The organism is Paenibacillus terreus, assembly GCF_042138595.1.
Classification (GTDB): domain Bacteria; phylum Bacillota; class Bacilli; order Paenibacillales; family Paenibacillaceae; genus Paenibacillus; species Paenibacillus terreus.
In genome coordinates this window covers 356369-373891 of record NZ_JBHIRX010000002.1, presented here as the reverse complement: position 1 = coordinate 373891, position 17523 = coordinate 356369, and the positions used below count along the sequence as shown (strand labels likewise).

Sequence of the window (17523 nt, the reverse complement as noted above, 5' to 3'; positions counted from 1 at the left end):
ATATTCATCAGATCATAACCGGCATCGGATCTTCCTTCAGTCTGTTCTCCACCATCCAGCTTGCCTCATCGTTGAACAGGTAAGCCCGGTGAATAAGCACCCGCACTTCCTCCCCCGGATGCAGCGTCTGCTTCTCCAAGGATCTGTAAGTGATCAGGCGGTTCTTGCCCACCTCAACCTCCACCATCCACTCGCTGCCGCGGAAATGCAAATGCCTTACCACGCCGGCTTCGGTTGCGGAATGCAGAGCAAACTCATGATCATGGCCCATCTCAATATATTCGGGACGGATCAATGCGCGCGTTCCAGGGCCTGCGGCAGTGTCGAATCCCTTCAAGTCTGAAGCATCCTCCACGATTGTGGACTCCCCAATAAACGAAGCGACAAACGGTGTACCCGGGCTTTTGTAAATATCCCAAGGCGTACCCTTCTGCTCCAGTCGTCCCTGGTTAATGACCATAATCTCGTCAGCCACCTCGATAGCTTCATCCTGGTCATGGGTCACGAAGATGGACGTAATGCCCACCCGCTCGATCAAGTCACGCAGCCAGCTGCGCAGCTCCTGGCGGATTTTGGCGTCAATGGCGGCGAAGGGTTCATCGAGCAGCAGCAGCTGCGGCTCGGGAGCAAGGGCGCGCGCAAAGGCTACCCGCTGGCGTTGTCCCCCTGAGAGCTGGTGGGGGTAGCGTTTTTCAAAACCTTTAAGCCCGGTCAGCTCCACAAGCTCCATCACCCGCTCCCGGATTTGCGTCTTGGGCATTTTTTTGATTTTAAGGCCGAAGGCGATGTTGTCAAACACCGTCATATGCTTGAACAGGGCATAGTTTTGGAATACAAAGCCGATACCCCGCTCCTGCGGAGGAAGCTCATTAACACGCTGTCCATGGAACAGAATATCCCCGCCGTCCGGGCTTTCCAGACCGGCCAGCATTCGCAGAATCGATGTTTTGCCCCCGCCGCTTGGGCCAAGCAGGCCGATCAAATGGCCTTTCGCAATTTCGAATGACACATCCTTGACCGCGTGAAAACTCCCAAAATGCTTGTTCAGATTCCGAACCTCCACATGCTGCATATCAGTGCACTTCCTTTCTTTTTTTGGACCATTCCATAATGAGCAGCAGTGCTATGGAAAAAGCCGCCAATACCAGCGCCAGTCCGTTCGCCGCGGTTACATTGAAGTTCTCCACATCCTGATACACGAGCGTTGTGGCCGTTTGCGTCTTATTCATGATATTGCCCGATACGACCAATACCGCCCCGAATTCCCCCAGCGAGCGGGCCACCGTCAATACGACGCCGTAAATAACAGCCCATTGAATTGACGGCCAGGTGACGTACCAGAACGTTTTCCAGCCATACGCTCCAAGTGTAGAAGCCGCTTCCTCCTGCTGGGCCCCGATCTCCTGCAGCACAGGCATAATCTCCCGCACCATCAGCGGGAAGGTGACAAACAGGGTGGCGATCACCATGCCTGGGAAGGCATATACCACCTGAAATCCGCTTTTTTCAAAAAATGCCCCCATAATGCTGTCAGGACCGAGCAGCAGCACGATCATCAAGCCTCCAATGACAGGCGAAACCGCATAAGGAAGATCCACAATGCTGTTCAGTATGTTTTTCACCCGGTCGCTCAGCCAGCCTGCCCTGACCAGATAAATGGCCATCATGACACCAAACAGCGTATTGAGCAGGGTGACGACGACAACGACCGCTCCGGTCATCAGAAGGGCGTGCAGCGCCTCCGGCCGCAGCAGAGCGGCGGTAAAACCTGAAAAACCCTGTGCAAAAGCCCCCGTGATGATCCGGGCCAGCGGAATGATAATCAGAAGGATGAATACAAGATAAGTGAGACTGATCCACAATTTTTTCATCGTCTTCTCCCTCTTGTCTGAACGATGTTGATGCCCCATAGAATGAGGAAGGATAATGTCAGCAAAATGACGGATACCGAGGCCGCGCCCACCGGATTATCGCTTTCGACCTCTCCATAGACGAACACCGACGCGACGAGCGTTCTTCCCGGAATGTTGCCCGCAACCAGCACGACTGCCCCGAATTCCGCCAACGCCCGTGAAAAGGCCAGCATCCCGCCGCTGACCATGCCCGGCAGCATGGAAGGCAGGATCACCTTCCGGAACGTCCGGCTTCTGGATGCGCCAAGCGTGTAGGAGGCCTCCTCCTCGGATCGATCGATTTCCTCCAATAAAGGCTGGACGGCCCGGATCACAAACGGGAACGTCACAAACACCATGGCAATGACAATGGCCGGCTGGTGAAACACAATTTCGAAGCCAAGACCTTCAGCCAGGCGTCCGACCAGACTGCCCGGTCCGAGCAGCAGCAGAATCATCAGTCCGCCGACGGCGGTTGGCAGCGCAAACGGTAGATCCACCAGGCTGTTCAGGAGAGAACGCCCCTTAAATCTGTATCTTCCCAGCACCCAGGCGATCATGGTGCCGATCATGACATTGATGACGGCCGCAATCGCCGCCATTTTCAAAGTCAGCAGCACCGCTTTCCAGGCGATAGGGTCCCTGATGCTTTCCATAAACACAGTCCATCCGAGCGTAACAGAGTTATAATAGACCCCCGTAATAGGCAAGATGACCAACACGATAAAATACAATAAAACCGTTGAGCGGAACCCCCACGTCCATCCCTTGTAACGAAAAACGGTATTCATGCTCTGTTCCTGCCTTCCTTCCCCATAAAAGTCCGGTCGTATGAGTTTTCTATATTTTTACATGCGAGGAGTAACTAATTAATATATTAATCCAATTAGTATACTTGGTTTTGCTTAAATGATACTTTATCAAATTCATTTGCAGACCGTCAATGCCTATTTATTTAAATTCCTTATACAATATATTCGAAACGGTTATAGGCAGGTGCCTTGATCTTTCGGGTAAAATAGAAAAAAAGGAGTCAATGTAAATAATGTATTCTGAAAGGAGCTGGCCATATGCTGCACACTTTTGAATTAACGACAGCCAAACGGGATGAAATTCGCGATATTACGCGGGAGGTTGCCTCCTGTGTGGAGAAAAGCGGGGTGGATAGCGGTACGGTGCTGGTGTATTGTCCACATACGACGGCAGGCATCGCCATTAATGAAAACGCAGACCCTGATGTAAAGCATGATGTCCTGCTCAGGCTGGACGAGGTTTATCCTTGGAAGCATCCTCAGGACCTCCATGCCGAAGGAAATACCGCTTCTCATTTGAAAGCCATTACCTCGGGGCCCTCGCAGTCGCTGATCATTCAGGACGGACATCTGCTGCTGGGACGGTGGCAAGGGATTTATTTTTGCGAGTTTGATGGGCCAAGGCACCGCCAATATCATGTGAAGATTATGAAAGGCTGAAACAAATTAAAAAAGACGATGTGTGCGCAAGTTAGCTCCATCGTCTCTCCATTCCCTTTTCTTGTGTAACGTTATGCCATTGCAACGTCCTGAAGCATAAAAGCCTATAAAAATGCCGTCTTATGCGGCACATGTCTTTTCATATACTTTTACTCATCAGTTTAACATGAGCTAGCGCAGCCGGCCGGATCTCCTCAAAAGTCAGTCTGTCCTGGATGTAATAGGAGACAAAACCGTGCAGGGATAGAAAGAGGCTGTGTGGAATGCGCTGCCGGTCTGTCTCCGAATGCTCTCCCTGCACCAGGTGCTGGCGGATCATGGTTGCAAACAGTTCCAGACATCGGCTTTGCTCGGCACGGCAGTAGGCCAGAAGCTCCTCATCCCGGATCATGAACATAATCTCGTACTGATACGGATTTTCCAACCCGAACCGGATAAACTCAAGCATTAAATGTTCCGATTTGCTGAGGCCTTCAGGAGGTGTTTTATGAACGGCCTGCATTAAAATTTCACCAAGCGCCCTGAAATCCTCCATGACAATGGCATAGAAAAGCTCTGCTTTTTCTTTGAAATGATAGTATAAGGATCCGTGACTATACCCCAGATGCTGGCCAATGCTGCGCATTGAGATGGCGCGGTAGCCCTTAGTAATGAAAAGATGCCTCGCCGCCTCCAGTATCCGTTCCCGTGACAACTCCTGTTCTACTGCTCTTCTAGCCATAAATTTTATTCCCCTTCAATAAAGTAAAGCTGATTTCCCTCCGTTATGAGCGATTGCCCCTGTGTGATATCCGTCATCCAAAGCTTGAAGGCCTCCGCCTCACCATTCAGAGGCAGACAGGTCAGCTTCACTTTATCCGTAAAGCCTGTATCCCCCATACGTATGCCGCGATTCCGCAGCTCATTTTCCACCTTGCCCAGCCATGTATAATCGAGCTCTACAAATACTTCCCTGTGCAGCACGCGTGTAATGGCCTCTCCGGCTTCAATGGCAGCTACGGCACCGTCCGTATACGCCCTGATCAGGCCTCCCGCTCCCAGCATAATGCCGCCAAAGTAACGGGTGACGACGATCGCCACATTTTTCAAGCCTTGATTGCGGATCACTTCAAGAATCGGTTTGCCGGCAGTTCCGCTCGGTTCCCCGTCATCCGACTGCTTCTGGATTTCATCACGCTCGCCGATCATGTAAGCAGAGCAGTTATGAGTGGCGTTCCAGTGCAGCTTCTTGATTTCTTCTATAAAAGCAACCGCTTCCTCTTCATGTTCAACTGGCCGGACATGACCGATGAAGCGTGACTTTTTAATCACGATTTCTTTCTGGCCGGCATTACGTACAGTTCGGTAACGTTCCAGCATGGCCATCATTCCCCAATTCATTTTGAAAGAAAGCAGCCCATCAGCCAGCAGGCTGGTGAACTGCTTTCTTGTAAACCCTGCAATATCTTGATATTGATGCGGATTACTCGGACAATCTGGCTTCCAGCTTCGCTTTTTCTTCCTCAAAGCCAGGCTTGCCCAGCAGTGCAAACATATTTTTCTTATAAGCTTCAACACCTGGCTGATCAAACGGATTAACTCCCAGAAGATAACCGCTGACGCCGCAGGCTTTCTCGAAGAAATACACCAGATAGCCGAATGTGTATGGCGTGAAATCCGGGATATTTACGATAAGGTTAGGAACCTGACCGTCCGTATGCGCCAGCATGGTGCCCTGGAACGCTTTCTTGTTCACAAAGTCCATCGTTTTGCCTGTCAGGAAATTAAGGCCATCCAGATCGTCCGGATCCTCTTCGATTGTAATGTGATTAGTCACATTCTCAACCTGAATCACCGTCTCGAAAATGTTGCGGCTTCCTTCCTGAATAAACTGACCCATGGAGTGAAGATCTGTCGAGAAATCTACCGATGCCGGGTAAATACCCTTGTAGTCCTTTCCTTCACTTTCACCGTAGAGCTGTTTCCACCACTCGGACACATAGTGCAGAGAAGGCTCATAGTTCACGAGAATTTCCGTTGCTTTGCCTTTGCGGTACAGCGCATTGCGAACGGCTGCATACTGGTAAGCTTCATTCTCGGCTACGTTAGGGTTGCTGTAGGCTTTGGCCGCATCGGCAGCACCCTGCATCATTTCTTCAATGTTGATGCCCGCTGTTGCGATTGGCAGCAGACCTACCGCAGTCAGCACGGAATAACGTCCACCTACATCGTCAGGAATGATGAAGGACTCGTAACCTTCTTCATTCGCCAGGCTTTTCAGCGCACCGCGCGCTTTATCCGTAGTGGCATAGATGCGTTTGCGCGCTTCTTCCTTGCCGTATTTCTTCTCCAGCTCCGCACGGAAAATGCGGAACGCAATCGCCGGCTCTGTAGTTGTACCGGATTTGGAGATGACATTGATGGAGAAATCTTTGCCCTCAATCAACTCCAGCAGGTGGCTTACATATGTAGAGCTGATATTGTTGCCTGCAAAATAGATTTCAGGCGTTTTGCGCTTGTCCTTCGGCAAAATATTGTAGAAGGAATGCGACAGCATTTCAATCGCCGCACGCGCCCCGAGGTAGGAACCGCCGATACCGATGACGATCAGCACGTCGGAGTCGCTTTGAATTTTGGCAGCAGCCTTTTGGATGCGTGAAAATTCTTCTTTATCATAATTTGTAGGCAGATCGATCCAGCCGAGGAAATCAGAGCCCACACCTGTTTTGTTGTGCAGCTGCTCATGGGCCAACTTGATCGGTTCTGCAAAATAATCGATTTCATGCTGTCCCACGAAAGTGAGCGCTTTGCTGTAATCGAAAGAAACCTTCTTGGACATAATTGAACCTCCTGTTTTGCTATTACCAAGACGCTTCAATATTTTGCCCATAAAAGCGGCTTAGCAATAGGATACTTTATATTTTAGGGCCTGACAAGCATGACATATCAGTTTATGTCCGGTTCCTTGACAAGCCCTATGTCGATCGATGGGGCTACTCCCGAAGAAGTTCCGGTAAAAGATAGATGCTTGTAAAAGAGGAAAAGGGTAAAACCTCCGCGCTTCCGAATGTTCTTACCCTTTTCGCTCATGGTTACGCCGGATATGAACAGCAGTAATCCGTTACACTCCGTACTTCCAGTTTGAACTTGGACTGGGCCGGCACATGGAATGTACCCTCTCCCTTGATCTCCAGCCATGTATCTTCTCCCGGCAGCAGCACGCTTAAATCGCCGGACAGAATTTCCATGATTTCGCGGGAGTCTGTACCGAATTCATACGTTCCGGGCAGCATGATGCCAAGTGTTACTTTAGAACCGTCCGCCAGAAAAACGGTCCGGCTGGTTACTTTGCCTTCATAATATACATTTGCTTTTTTGACTACGCTGACACCGCTGAATTGTTCCATGCCCCACTTCTCCTCATCTGGTTTCGAATCATCCATCAGGACTGGCTGATGAATGATTCGAAACCGGAACCGCCCGAGAGGCGGTTCCGATTTCTTTACTGCTTTGATTAAACCAAGTTTCAAGCGAGCTTGAAGTGATAATTTTTATGGAAGCTGCTTACTTAAGCAGATTTTTAACTTTGCTCACAACATTCTCAACTGTAAAGCCATATTCCTTGATGACGCGGTCGCCAGGGGCGGATGCGCCGAAAGTGCTGATTCCGAGAATGTCGCCCTGTTCGCCGACATATTTCTCCCAGCCCATCGGATGAGCCATTTCCACAGCAAGGCGGGCTTTAATGTCCGGCAGGATGACGGAATCCTTGTAGGCCTTGTCCTGCTTCTCGAACAGATCCCAGCTTGGCATGCTGATTACGCGTACCTGGATGCCTTCTTGAGCGAGTGCTTCCTGTGCTCTGACAGCCAGTTGAACTTCGGAGCCAGTGGCAATAATTTGCGCAGCAGGCTTACCGTCCTTGGCATCAGACACCACATAAGCGCCACGTTTGATGCCTTCACGTGCTCCGTCAACCGTTCCAGCCAAAATTGGCAGATTTTGACGAGTCAGCACCAGGGCAACCGGGTTGTTCTGATTTTCCAGAGCATACGCCCAAGCTGCAGATGTTTCGTTGCCGTCGGCAGGACGAATCACGGTCAGGTTAGGAATGATGCGCAGGGAAGCCAGCTGTTCAATTGGCTCATGCGTAGGGCCATCCTCGCCGACAGCGATACTGTCATGAGTCAGTACATAAGTTACAGGCAGACCCATCAATGCAGCCAGACGTACAGCAGGACGCAGATAATCGGTGAATACGAAGAACGTACCGCCGAACACTTTCACGCCTTTATGAAGCATCATGCCGTTCATGGCAGCAGCCATGCCGAACTCGCGGATACCGAAATAAATGTTGCGGCCGGCATAGTCTTCAGGAGTGAAGTTGGAAATATTGTTCAGATGAGTCATCGTTGAGCTTTCCAAGTCAGCGGAACCGCCTGTCAGGAACGGAACGTTCGGAGCCAGCCCGTTCAGCGCATTACCGGAAGCAACACGTGTCGATACTGCTTTGTCTTCCGGAGCATATTTAGGCAGGTCACGATCCCAGGCCTCTGGAAGCTTGCCGTTGATTGCCGTCTCGAATTGAGCAGCCAGCTCAGGATAAGCTTCTTTATATTTCGCAAATTGCTCATCCCATTCTTTGTTGGCAGCAATACCGCGCTCTTTCACTTTGGCAAAATGCGCGCGCACTTCATCAGGCACAAAGAAGTCTTCTTCGTAAACCCATTTGTAGAAATCCTTGGTCAGCTTCGCTTCTTCGGCACCCAGCGGGGAACCGTGTGTACCGCCATGACCGCCCTTGCCTTGCTTGTTCGGGCTTCCGTAACCGATGACTGTCTTCACTTCGATCAGTGTTGGACGCACTGTTTCAGCCTGGGCTTCAGAGATCGCTTTTTCAATTGCAGGCAGATCGTTGCCGTCTTCCACACGCAGTACCTGCCAGCCGTAAGCTTCAAAACGCTTCGACACAGATTCGGAAGAGGACAGATTCAGTTTGCCGTCCAGTGTAATATCGTTGGAATCGAACAATACAATAAGTTTGCCCAGATGCAGACGTCCGGCCAGGGATGCCGCTTCATGGGATACGCCTTCCATCAGGTCGCCATCGCCGCAGATCGCATATGTAAAGTGATCCACAACTTTAAATTGATCTTTGTTATACGTAGCAGACATTTGCGCTTCCGCCATCGCCATACCGACAGCCATTGCAATCCCCTGTCCAAGCGGACCGGTAGTAGCGTCAACACCTGCAGTATGACCGTATTCCGGATGGCCTGGTGTTTTGCTTCCCCATTGGCGGAACTGCTTGATTTCCTCCATCGGGAGATCATAACCGCTCAGGTGCAGCAAGCTGTACAGCAGCATGGAACCATGTCCCGCAGACAATACAAAACGGTCGCGGTTAATCCATGTTGGCTGATCCGGGTTATGTCTCATCGTCTTCGCGAACAGTTGGTAGCCCATTGGAGCAGAGCCCATCGGCATGCCCGGATGTCCGGAATTCGCTTTCTCGATGGCGTCGATAGCCAGCGTACGGATGGTAGTGATCGACAGGTTATCGATGGTTGAGTTCTCGTCCTTATGAATCATTTCTTGATTCTGGTCTGTCATGGTTATCCTCCTCGTAATTGTTGAACTATGCCAGATGGTTGCCGGATTTTGCATACGGCCCGGCTTCGGCTTCTTACACAAGTCCGTCAATGCGATTCAATCTGCTTGAATCTTTCAATTTGACTTATTCATTACTCCTGTATTGTACCACTTGCCGCCGAGCTTTACCATACACAAAGGTATACATAGACAATATACCCGTTATAGATCATCGTCATTAACCTGAACCGTAAATTTCGTGTATGATTTTGCCGGAAATTGTATTCTACTAAAAAACAACAAAAGAGCAGCCCCCTGGTTATGTACCAAGAAACTGCCCCCTGTTTAATTAAAAACTACCGTTTTATTTTCGTGTACCAATATCCGGTCTTCAACATGCCATTTCACCGCTCTGGCCAAAACAACACGCTCAATTGTACGGCCGATGCGCTTCAGTTCGGTGACATCGTCACGATGGCTGACGCGTTGAACGTCCTGCTCGATGATCGGTCCCCCGTCCAGCTCCTCAGTAACATAGTGTGCGGTAGCCCCGATAATTTTTACTCCCCGGTTATAGGCTTGGGCGTAAGGTTTTCCGCCGACAAAGGCCGGGAGGAATGAATGATGGATGTTAATGATCCGGTTTCTGTAATGCTCGATGAACTTCGGAGAAATAATCTGCATATACCGTGCAAGAATGATGACATCAATATCGCTGCCAATCACTTCAAGCTGGCGCTGCTCAGCTTCAGGCTTCGTCTCCGCCGTTACCGGAATATGATGATAAGGAATGCCGAAGGACTCCACATACTCCTTCATATCGGGGTGATTGCTGACCACCATCGCAATATCGGCATCCAGATCCCCAGCCTGCCATTGCCATAACAGCTCAACCAGGCAGTGATCCTCCTTGGATACGAAGATGGCAAGCTTCTTTTTCCGGCTGACACAGGAGATGCTCCACTCCATGCGGAACTGTTCTGCTACCACGCCGAAATCCTGCTCCAGTTGAAGCAGTGCTTCGGCCAGGTTTGGCAGATCGAACTCAACACGCATAAAGAACATGCCACCTTCAGGATCCATCGTGTATTGGTCCGATTGCACGATGTTAGCTCCATGTTCATGAAGAAAACGGGAAACAGCCGCCACAATTCCGGGACCGTCCGGACAGGAGATCAGCATGCGTGCACGATTCGCATGCACGGTATGCGTGTTAACACGATGTTGATTTACATGGACTTCCATCTTTCTGTAGACCCCTCCTAGGCTTTCTTATGCATTCACCAGCAACTGCTTGCCGGCCAACCATGCAATCAGCCGGTGATTAATCTGTTCCTCTGTGAGTTCGCTAAAGATGCCTGCTTCGGCAACATTGTCATACAAACGTTCCAGCGGTTCACGAGGATCTGCCTTTTTCGCTTTCGCATCGTTCTTGAGCAGTGTCCAGGTATCCAGCACAAACTGGCGCGAATCCATATCCTGCTTGCCAAAGAAAGCATGCAAATCTTCAATTTGATTCATAAATTCCTGCCCGAAGCGCTCTGCCACATCCCCGCGCAGAAGCGCAATTTCAGCCTCATACATCGGACGCTGTGTTTTGGCGTCCTTGCCGATCCAAGGCGTTTCAAGAATGAATGGACGGCCCTTCAGCGCCTCATGATGAACCACGTTGCGGATGGTATCAAAGCCAATCCAGCCCGATCCGACCGGAGTATGGCGATCCTTTCCGGCTGCTACGGGATTCTTGCTGTCGTTCAGGTGAACTACCGCAATGCGCTCCAGGCCAATAATTCTGTCGAATTCTTCAAGCACGCCGTCCAGATTGTTCACAATGTCATAGCCTGCATCATGAATATGGCAGGTGTCCATGCACACGGTCAGCCGCTCGTTATGCTCCACCTTGTCCATAATGGCGGCAATCTCCTCGAAGCTGCGGCCGATTTCCGTACCTTTGCCGGCCATCGTTTCAAGCGCGATATTTACGTCCGTCTCTTTGACTCCGTTCAGAACCTCATTCAGTCCCTCCGCAATCCGGTTGACGCCGTATTCCGGATCCTTATCCGTATAGGCACCCGGATGAAGTACAATATTCCGGACCCCGATTGCATGTGTTCTGCGGATCTCCTCCTGCAAAAAGCTCACGGCAAGCTCATACGTATTACTCTTGTAGGAACCCAGATTGATGATATATGGAGCATGAACAACAATCTCCTCCATGCCCAGCTCCTTCATCAGCTGCTTCCCTTCATCCAGATACATGGACTCCATCGGCTTGCGGCGCGTATTTTGCGGAGCACCCGTATATATCATGAACGAACTGGAACCGTACTGCGATGCCTCACGGGTGGCGCTTAACAATCCCTTATCCGAGAAAGATACGTGAGAACCAATCTTCAGCATCTTTCTTCCCCCCTTGCCATTCGAATGTCTACTTATTTTAACGTGATTATAAAAATCTAACAATAATCATACCGATTAATGTGCTATGGAAGACAGCCACAAACAGGGCCTCACGGCATGATTTGTTTTAAGCCTTAAAACAAAGTTATATTCTATATAGTAGGAGAAAGCAAGCGGGAAATGCAACCTGTACGACTATGACAATACTGGAAGCAGGTCTGAAGGGAGATGATCATTATGAAAATAGCTGTCTGCGGGGGCACCGGATTTATTGGAAGCGCACTGACCGATTACTGGCTTAAGGTGGGGCACAAAATTGTGATTATTACGCGCCGGCCACAGGAGCATGCCAAATCCAGCGATCAGCCTCAGTACGTAAGCTGGGGTGAGCTTGAACGCAATCCGCAGCGGATCGCGGGCGTGGATGCGGTCGTAAATCTGTCCGGCGAGAGCCTGAACCAGCGCTGGACGAAGAACGCCAAGCTGCGGATCATACAGTCAAGAGCTGACAGCATTGCGACATTAGCCAAGGCTATCAAGCAGTTGAACAAGAAACCGGAGGTCGTGATTCAGGCCTCAGCCATGTCATTCTATGGGACATCGGAAACGGAGACCTTTGATGAATCCAGTCCGCACCGCCCCACAGACTTTCCATCAACAGTTGTTGAACAATGGGAAGCCGCAACGGAGTCATTTCAGGATGTCAGGCTTGTAAAGCTGCGGATCAGCATGGTGCTTGGCCGTAACAAAGGGGCATTCCCCCTGCTGAAGCTGCCTTATTTGATGGGCTTTGGGGGCAGGATTGGAAGCGGGCGGCAGTGGACCACCTGGATTCATATCATCGATATGGTCAGAATTGTGGATTTTTGCCTTCATGACCGCTCTATATCCGGTGCAGTCAATTCATCTGCCCCCAACCCCGTCACCAATGACGAATTCGGCAGAACGATGGCCTCCGTGTATCACCGGCCTCACTGGTTTCCCGTGCCTGCCTTCCTCATTGAAGCAGTCCTTGGCGAAATGAGCGTGATGGTGCTGGAAGGACAAAGGGTCATCCCGAAAAAGCTGCTGCACCATGGATTCAAATTTCAGTTTCCTGAACTGAAGCAGGCACTTGAGGACCTGCGTACCAAGGGGTAGAAGAATTAATTCTACATGAACGCAGCAAATCTGCACGGGGGCGTATCCGCGCGCTTCTTTTCTGTTCTGTATACGGCGTATCTGCCTGACGGAAGATAGCCGTTTAGGCAGCATAATAGGTGTAAACCACCCCTGCAAGCTCGAATGTATCTCCGTCGTTCAGCGGATATCCTTTGTAAGGAATCATCGGGCTGCCGTTTAAGCGGGTGCCGTTCGTGGATGCCAAATCCTTCAGGACATGAGTCAGTCCGCTTCCATTCAGGCTCAGCTCAACATGCGACCTGGATACACCCTCCGTCTTGTCCACATATTGGGCTGTTTCCTGCGAGCGGCCGATGATAAAGCTGCCTGTCTTGACGGGAATCTCTTCAGACTGGCCAGACTTTCCCGTGCCCCTTCGCAAATAGGCACCATCGCGATTTGCTGCCGGAGTATCATTACATTTATCCTGAAGCAATGTGGTAGCCGGGCTTATTGGAGACTCAGGTGCATCCTCATTTGTTTTAAACATGCCGTCCCCATTCTCCTCCTGAACGCTGAGCGACCGATACTCAGACTTCACGGCATTTTCCTGCACATTCCATCTCCACGGTTCCTGTCCCTCATCCTCCTGTTCTGCTGCAAAACGGAATCTCCGGCGCAAAAAAGCTGCCGGCTCCGGAGCCTCTTCACCAGGAATATCGCCGATATCAGGATTTTCATGTCTTCCGAGCATTCCCCGCAAGCTCCACCCCTGCCATGCGAATAATGCCACCGTTGCCAAGCCTGCTGTAATAATGGCGCAGATTAGCAAACGGATTGTATCGGGAGCTTCAAGGTACACATATCTCCACATTACCGCAGCCCCCAGCAGACATCCCAAAGCGATATACAACCGGTATTTATATAATACAGATTCCTGCTCCTCCCCTTCATCCGCTTCATCTTCAATGATGTCCGCGGCCTCCTGCCTGCGGGTGACTGCTATAGTCGCAGCTGCAAAAGTGTTCTGATCCCGGGGAAACCTTGTACTTTCCACAGAAAGCGGCCTATTTAAATCCGGTTCAGGAATGGAATCGTTGTCCTGCTTCAATCTCGGGACAGGCTGCTTCAGGCCGGAATTCGAGTAACCACCGGGCTCTGCTGCAGCTGGCCTGCCATGCACGTTCCCTTTTGCCCAAGTGTCAGTTTCGGGATGAATATATTGAAGCAGTACCTCCTTCAGCTTTCCAGGGTCAAACAACTCCCTGTCACAAATTTGAAGTATCCGCTGTACTCCGTCGCCTTTCAATTCGGAGACACAGGCAATCAGTCGCATAATCAACTGCTTCATTTGTGCGCCTGCCTTACCCTCATACAAGCTTCTGCGCACAGGCACATATGTCAGGCTAACACCGTTGGAGCGCTCGCTTTCAGAGATAAACATGTAATCTTCATGCAGAATAAAACGGTTCATATCGAGCATATATTGCCGGCAGTTATGCAGCGTATCTGCAATTTGATAGATAATGTCATAAAACCGGCTCATTGAAATATTGCCGTTTTTCCATATCTGCGACAGCATCCGCCGGCCGCCGATGTCATACTGCAGCTCAATCCGGTAATCCACTTCTTTGATCATAACACCCAACACTCCGGGAATCCGGTTGGATGTAACCATACCGCTTTGAACCGGATGGAGATCGGCAGCCTCCAGATCAGGTTCCTGTTTGATAATCATGAATAACCCGCCGTTCAGCGTAAAATCCCTCTGCAGACCAAACAAGCCTCTTCCCTCCTCTTTAAAAATCCAAGTTCCTCAAAAAATATAAAATTCCTCAAACATTAAGGAAAATGGAGAGTCCTGCGCTGTACTCGCTCTTCCTCCACCTCGTTTGCCTCCAAAACGCCTCCACTCATTCCAAACCGCTATGTCAGTGGGTTACAGAGGACCTGAAGTCGTCATAGCTGGACAAATTCGCATGATAATAGGCAACATCTCCGTCCGGAGCTGTAAATTCGTGACCATACTTATCCTGAGTTGCATTCCTGTACCCTTCCAGCTTCCATTGGTTATCCAGCGGTGTGTTATTCCCCGGCAATCTATAGTACCGCAGGTGCGGCGTATCCGCTCCATCCTGATAGGTTTCAATGTTGAAGTTCACCACGATGTATCCGTCTTTCAGGAAAATCGGTGAATGGTCCGTCAGCTTGTTGGTTCTGCCGTATTCCGCAATATTGAACCCGGCTGGTACTACATACGGAGCCGCCGGCAAGCTGTATTCTCCGTACCATTTTTGCACGGATGCTAACGCCCGGCCCGGATCTACGCTTTTCGGTATATTGGATGCAGGTCCAATCAATGTTCGTACCCGCTGGTTCAAATCCAGTAAACTGTACAAACCTATGGTGCTTTTCTTGCTTGATTGCTTTAGAAAATCGGTGAAGCCATAGGTTTCCACATATTTTGCGGTATTGCTCAGCTCGATTGGAGAAATGTTTCTCATCGGGCTGTTCAGAACGATACTGCGGGTCACTGTGTCCTGGCTCGAACCGATCTTTACAAATTTTTGCCCCGTGGTCTGATTGTGATAATATAAATCGACCTTTTGCCGCTTGGTTCCATCTTTGCTCACGAAATAAAAGGCCGGTACGATCTTCACATGATCTTTTGCGCCGAACATATTGCCTTTCGTTTTAAAATCAAATTTGAAATGATAGCCTGTCTTGATGGCCACGTTTTTATATCCATCATTCGGGTGGCTTCCTGGCAGAATGGGAAGAATAAATGGCGGCTTATTCCCGCGTGCAGCGCCGTCAATAGAGTTCGGCCCGACCCAATAGGCTGCGCCGGTTGGCTCCGAGCTTCCCTTTTTCGTCCGGAATACCGTCTCCCAATCATAGTCCGCAATGTCCGTCACTTTAAAATCATATAGACGCCCGATCACTTCTACAGGAATCGTATTCACTGCGACATGGTTGGCTAAGTCGAAGTTGGCCATGCTTTCCCATGTAAAGTTTTCCGGTGCATTCTCGGCGATGGAGCGGAAGTGGACCGTGTATTTTCCTTCATCGACCCATACCGGCATTCGGAATGTCGTCTCAAGCTGCGTTATCGGAATATCAATCCACGTATTGGCGGGGATGTATTTGCCCATATCCTCGTTGTAGACGTCAAACTCAAACAGCACCTGTTTATACGCGGTATACTTGGCATAATCCCGGTTGCCGTATCCTTTAATGTCCCGGTGTTGCCCTGTTGTTGGAATGGTAACGGTAAAAGGCCTGTCCAGCACAAGAGCAGCAGTGCCGGCAGTCGGCTTAACCTTCTGATTATGCTCCTTGTCATTGGTGATACTTGGATACATCACGACTGGGGTATGAACGGTCACCGTATTCAAGTTATAGATCGGCTCCCGGTATGGCTCCGGATGATCGAGGCTGCCCTCCAACGGGTCATACTCCATGGTCCCGGTGCTTGCATTGTCCGCTTTGTTGGTTTTTGAAGTGGGAACAACATTGCCTGGTTTAAAGAGAGCGTTGTGATCAATCTTGCCTGCCGTTGGAATTTTGGAGGGTGTCGGACCGCTTGTCTTCACCGTTTTACCATCCATAATCGTCGTCCCATTGAGCTCAAAAGCATCATTTCGGACATCGAGTTCCGGGGTCGCTTTCTCTGCATAACTCTTTAAATCTTCATCCGGAACATCCGGCTCGCTTGATCCCCCGTTAATCGTTTGGCTAGGAGCTGAAGCTGTTACCGATGATGGTTCATCCAGATGCACAACATCCGTCTTTACATCCATAGTCGGCACCTTGTAGGAGCTGCCTGGTGTGATCACAATACCGTTGTTCCCAAATGCATAGTTATATAACTTGGCAGTCGAGATTTTATACACCTGCAGGTCAGGAATGGTCCAGTAAGAGTAGTTTCTAATGATTTCATAAGACTTCGTTACTGTCTCCGTTCTTGACTTTTTCACGGTCACGGTATGGGAAGTGCCATCCGACCGGTCCCTCTCTTCCTTCTCAGTCCATTTCAGGTGATAAGTCTTGGTGACTGGAACGGTAAAGGTGCAGGTACCGCTGAATCTTTCAAACTTGTTATTGAACAGGTATTCCTTGGCCACTACGTTGCCATATAGGCTTTCCGAGGTTGGAATGCCTTTGGCAACATCAAATCTTTCACTGCCACGCTCGTCGGCTTTAATAATCCCGCTGGGCTGGGCACTCATGTCTTTCCCGGTTTGGGTACCTGCCGATTGAGGAGGCGTACAAACTACAGTTGGCCCCGGCGGTAGATCGCCACCACTACCTACGGATACGACGACAGAATCCGTAAGCCAATACGTTCCGTTTTTCCATTGTACAGTGATCTTGGCTACCCCCGGACTTACCGCTTTGACAAGTCCAGTTTCAGGATCAACAGTTGAAACTCCCTTGTTATCTGAAGACCACTTTGTTTGCTCCGAGTGTTTGGTAACGTCTACCCAGTCTCCATATGCCGTTTCCCCTGGAGCTTGGGTAGCCACCTCACCTTTGAACTGATCTTCCTCACCGACCTCCATTTGTTGAGCACCTGTGGCCTGGATTTTCTTGTGTTCGACAATGGTACCACGCCAAGTCAGATTAACGGGCGTGTAATACATAGCTGTTTTTTTGGGGTATCCTCTCGGACGTGTAGACGGTTTACCATCTACCTCTTGCTGAACGTTAAAAGCTGATTTATATGGATTTGATCCATCCTGTACTCTCGGCCCATCCTCACCAGTAAGTGAAGTAATTAGTATAAAATATAAGTCTACAACCTCCAATTTTGTGATATTGGAAAAAACACCTTGGTCGCTGGTTGTCTGTGTTTTTGCAATATGTGCATTTGTTGTCTTAGATGGACTGTACTCTGTACCATCTTTACCTTGATAATAATCAGGTTGATAAACTGTTTTATTCATATCAATTTTATCCTCCACTTCACCAACTGCAGGCCAAGGCTCTGAATCTGTACCTACGTTCTCTACTATCTCTTTCCCTCCCGATGCCCTGTAAGAAGTAGCGGTCCACTTCCCATCATCCCTTTGAACCCAATAAAC

The 17523-nt window shown here is 49.8% G+C and carries 14 protein-coding genes; 2 read left to right on the top strand and 12 right to left on the bottom strand.

Translation table 11 applies throughout. The features are described from left to right. Positions 1–7: 7 nt before the first annotated feature. Genes ACE5KN_RS05945 through cysT form a run of 3 tightly spaced genes read right to left on the bottom strand, consistent with a single transcriptional unit; the run spans position 8 to position 2683 of the window. Positions 8–1072 (bottom strand): sulfate/molybdate ABC transporter ATP-binding protein, encoded by a 1065-nt coding sequence (locus ACE5KN_RS05945; RefSeq protein WP_375524444.1) that lies wholly within the window; start codon positions 1070–1072, stop codon positions 8–10. Between the two features lies 1 nt (position 1073). After that, positions 1074–1871: a sulfate ABC transporter permease subunit gene (locus ACE5KN_RS05940; protein ID WP_375524443.1), complete on the bottom strand. Its 798-nt coding sequence runs from the start codon at positions 1869–1871 to the stop codon at positions 1074–1076. Further along, positions 1868–2683, bottom strand: a complete 816-nt coding sequence (cysT, locus tag ACE5KN_RS05935; protein WP_375524442.1) for a sulfate ABC transporter permease subunit CysT — start codon at positions 2681–2683, stop codon at positions 1868–1870. The genes ACE5KN_RS05940 and cysT overlap by 4 nt, the downstream gene beginning before the upstream one ends. 279 nt (positions 2684–2962) lie before the next feature. On the opposite strand from cysT, the gene ACE5KN_RS05930 reads away from it, so the two are divergent. Beyond that, the gene (locus ACE5KN_RS05930; RefSeq protein ID WP_375524441.1) at positions 2963–3364 is read left to right on the top strand and encodes a secondary thiamine-phosphate synthase enzyme YjbQ; all 402 of its coding nucleotides are present in this window, start codon (positions 2963–2965) and stop codon (positions 3362–3364) included. A gap of 139 nt (positions 3365–3503) precedes the next feature. Here the strand turns inward: ACE5KN_RS05930 and ACE5KN_RS05925 are convergent, their stop codons facing one another. From ACE5KN_RS05925 to ACE5KN_RS05895, 7 genes are all read right to left on the bottom strand, one after another. Continuing rightward, complete coding sequence (locus ACE5KN_RS05925) at positions 3504–4085, bottom strand: TetR/AcrR family transcriptional regulator (RefSeq protein WP_375524440.1); 582 nt, start codon at positions 4083–4085, stop codon at positions 3504–3506. A 5-nt stretch (positions 4086–4090) separates the two neighbouring features. After that, positions 4091–4723: a YigZ family protein gene (locus ACE5KN_RS05920; protein WP_375524601.1), complete on the bottom strand. Its 633-nt coding sequence runs from the start codon at positions 4721–4723 to the stop codon at positions 4091–4093. Positions 4724–4826: 103 nt separating this feature from the next. After that, entirely contained in the window at positions 4827–6182 is a 1356-nt protein-coding gene (locus tag ACE5KN_RS05915; protein ID WP_375524439.1) for a glucose-6-phosphate isomerase, read from the bottom strand. Between the two features lie 253 nt (positions 6183–6435). Next, positions 6436–6750: a pyrimidine/purine nucleoside phosphorylase gene (ppnP, locus tag ACE5KN_RS05910; RefSeq protein ID WP_375524438.1), complete on the bottom strand. Its 315-nt coding sequence runs from the start codon at positions 6748–6750 to the stop codon at positions 6436–6438. A 157-nt stretch (positions 6751–6907) separates the two neighbouring features. Beyond that, entirely contained in the window at positions 6908–8956 is a 2049-nt protein-coding gene (gene tkt, locus ACE5KN_RS05905; RefSeq protein WP_375524437.1) for a transketolase, read from the bottom strand. A 324-nt stretch (positions 8957–9280) separates the two neighbouring features. Then, positions 9281–10180 (bottom strand): formyltetrahydrofolate deformylase, encoded by a 900-nt coding sequence (purU, locus tag ACE5KN_RS05900; RefSeq protein WP_375524436.1) that lies wholly within the window; start codon positions 10178–10180, stop codon positions 9281–9283. Between the two features lie 27 nt (positions 10181–10207). Further along, positions 10208–11335 (bottom strand): deoxyribonuclease IV, encoded by a 1128-nt coding sequence (locus ACE5KN_RS05895; RefSeq protein WP_375524435.1) that lies wholly within the window; start codon positions 11333–11335, stop codon positions 10208–10210. Positions 11336–11572: 237 nt separating this feature from the next. Here ACE5KN_RS05895 and ACE5KN_RS05890 point away from each other — a divergent pair, with 237 nt between their 5' ends. Next, entirely contained in the window at positions 11573–12475 is a 903-nt protein-coding gene (locus tag ACE5KN_RS05890) for a TIGR01777 family oxidoreductase (RefSeq protein ID WP_375524434.1), read from the top strand. Between the two features lie 103 nt (positions 12476–12578). Here the strand turns inward: ACE5KN_RS05890 and ACE5KN_RS05885 are convergent, their stop codons facing one another. Next, positions 12579–14219, bottom strand: coding sequence for a DUF6382 and FHA domain-containing protein (locus tag ACE5KN_RS05885; protein WP_375524433.1), 1641 nt, complete (start codon positions 14217–14219; stop codon positions 12579–12581). A 148-nt stretch (positions 14220–14367) separates the two neighbouring features. Further along, positions 14368–17001 (bottom strand): DUF5704 domain-containing protein, encoded by a 2634-nt coding sequence (locus ACE5KN_RS05880; protein ID WP_375533052.1) that lies wholly within the window; start codon positions 16999–17001, stop codon positions 14368–14370. Positions 17002–17523 lie beyond the last annotated feature (522 nt).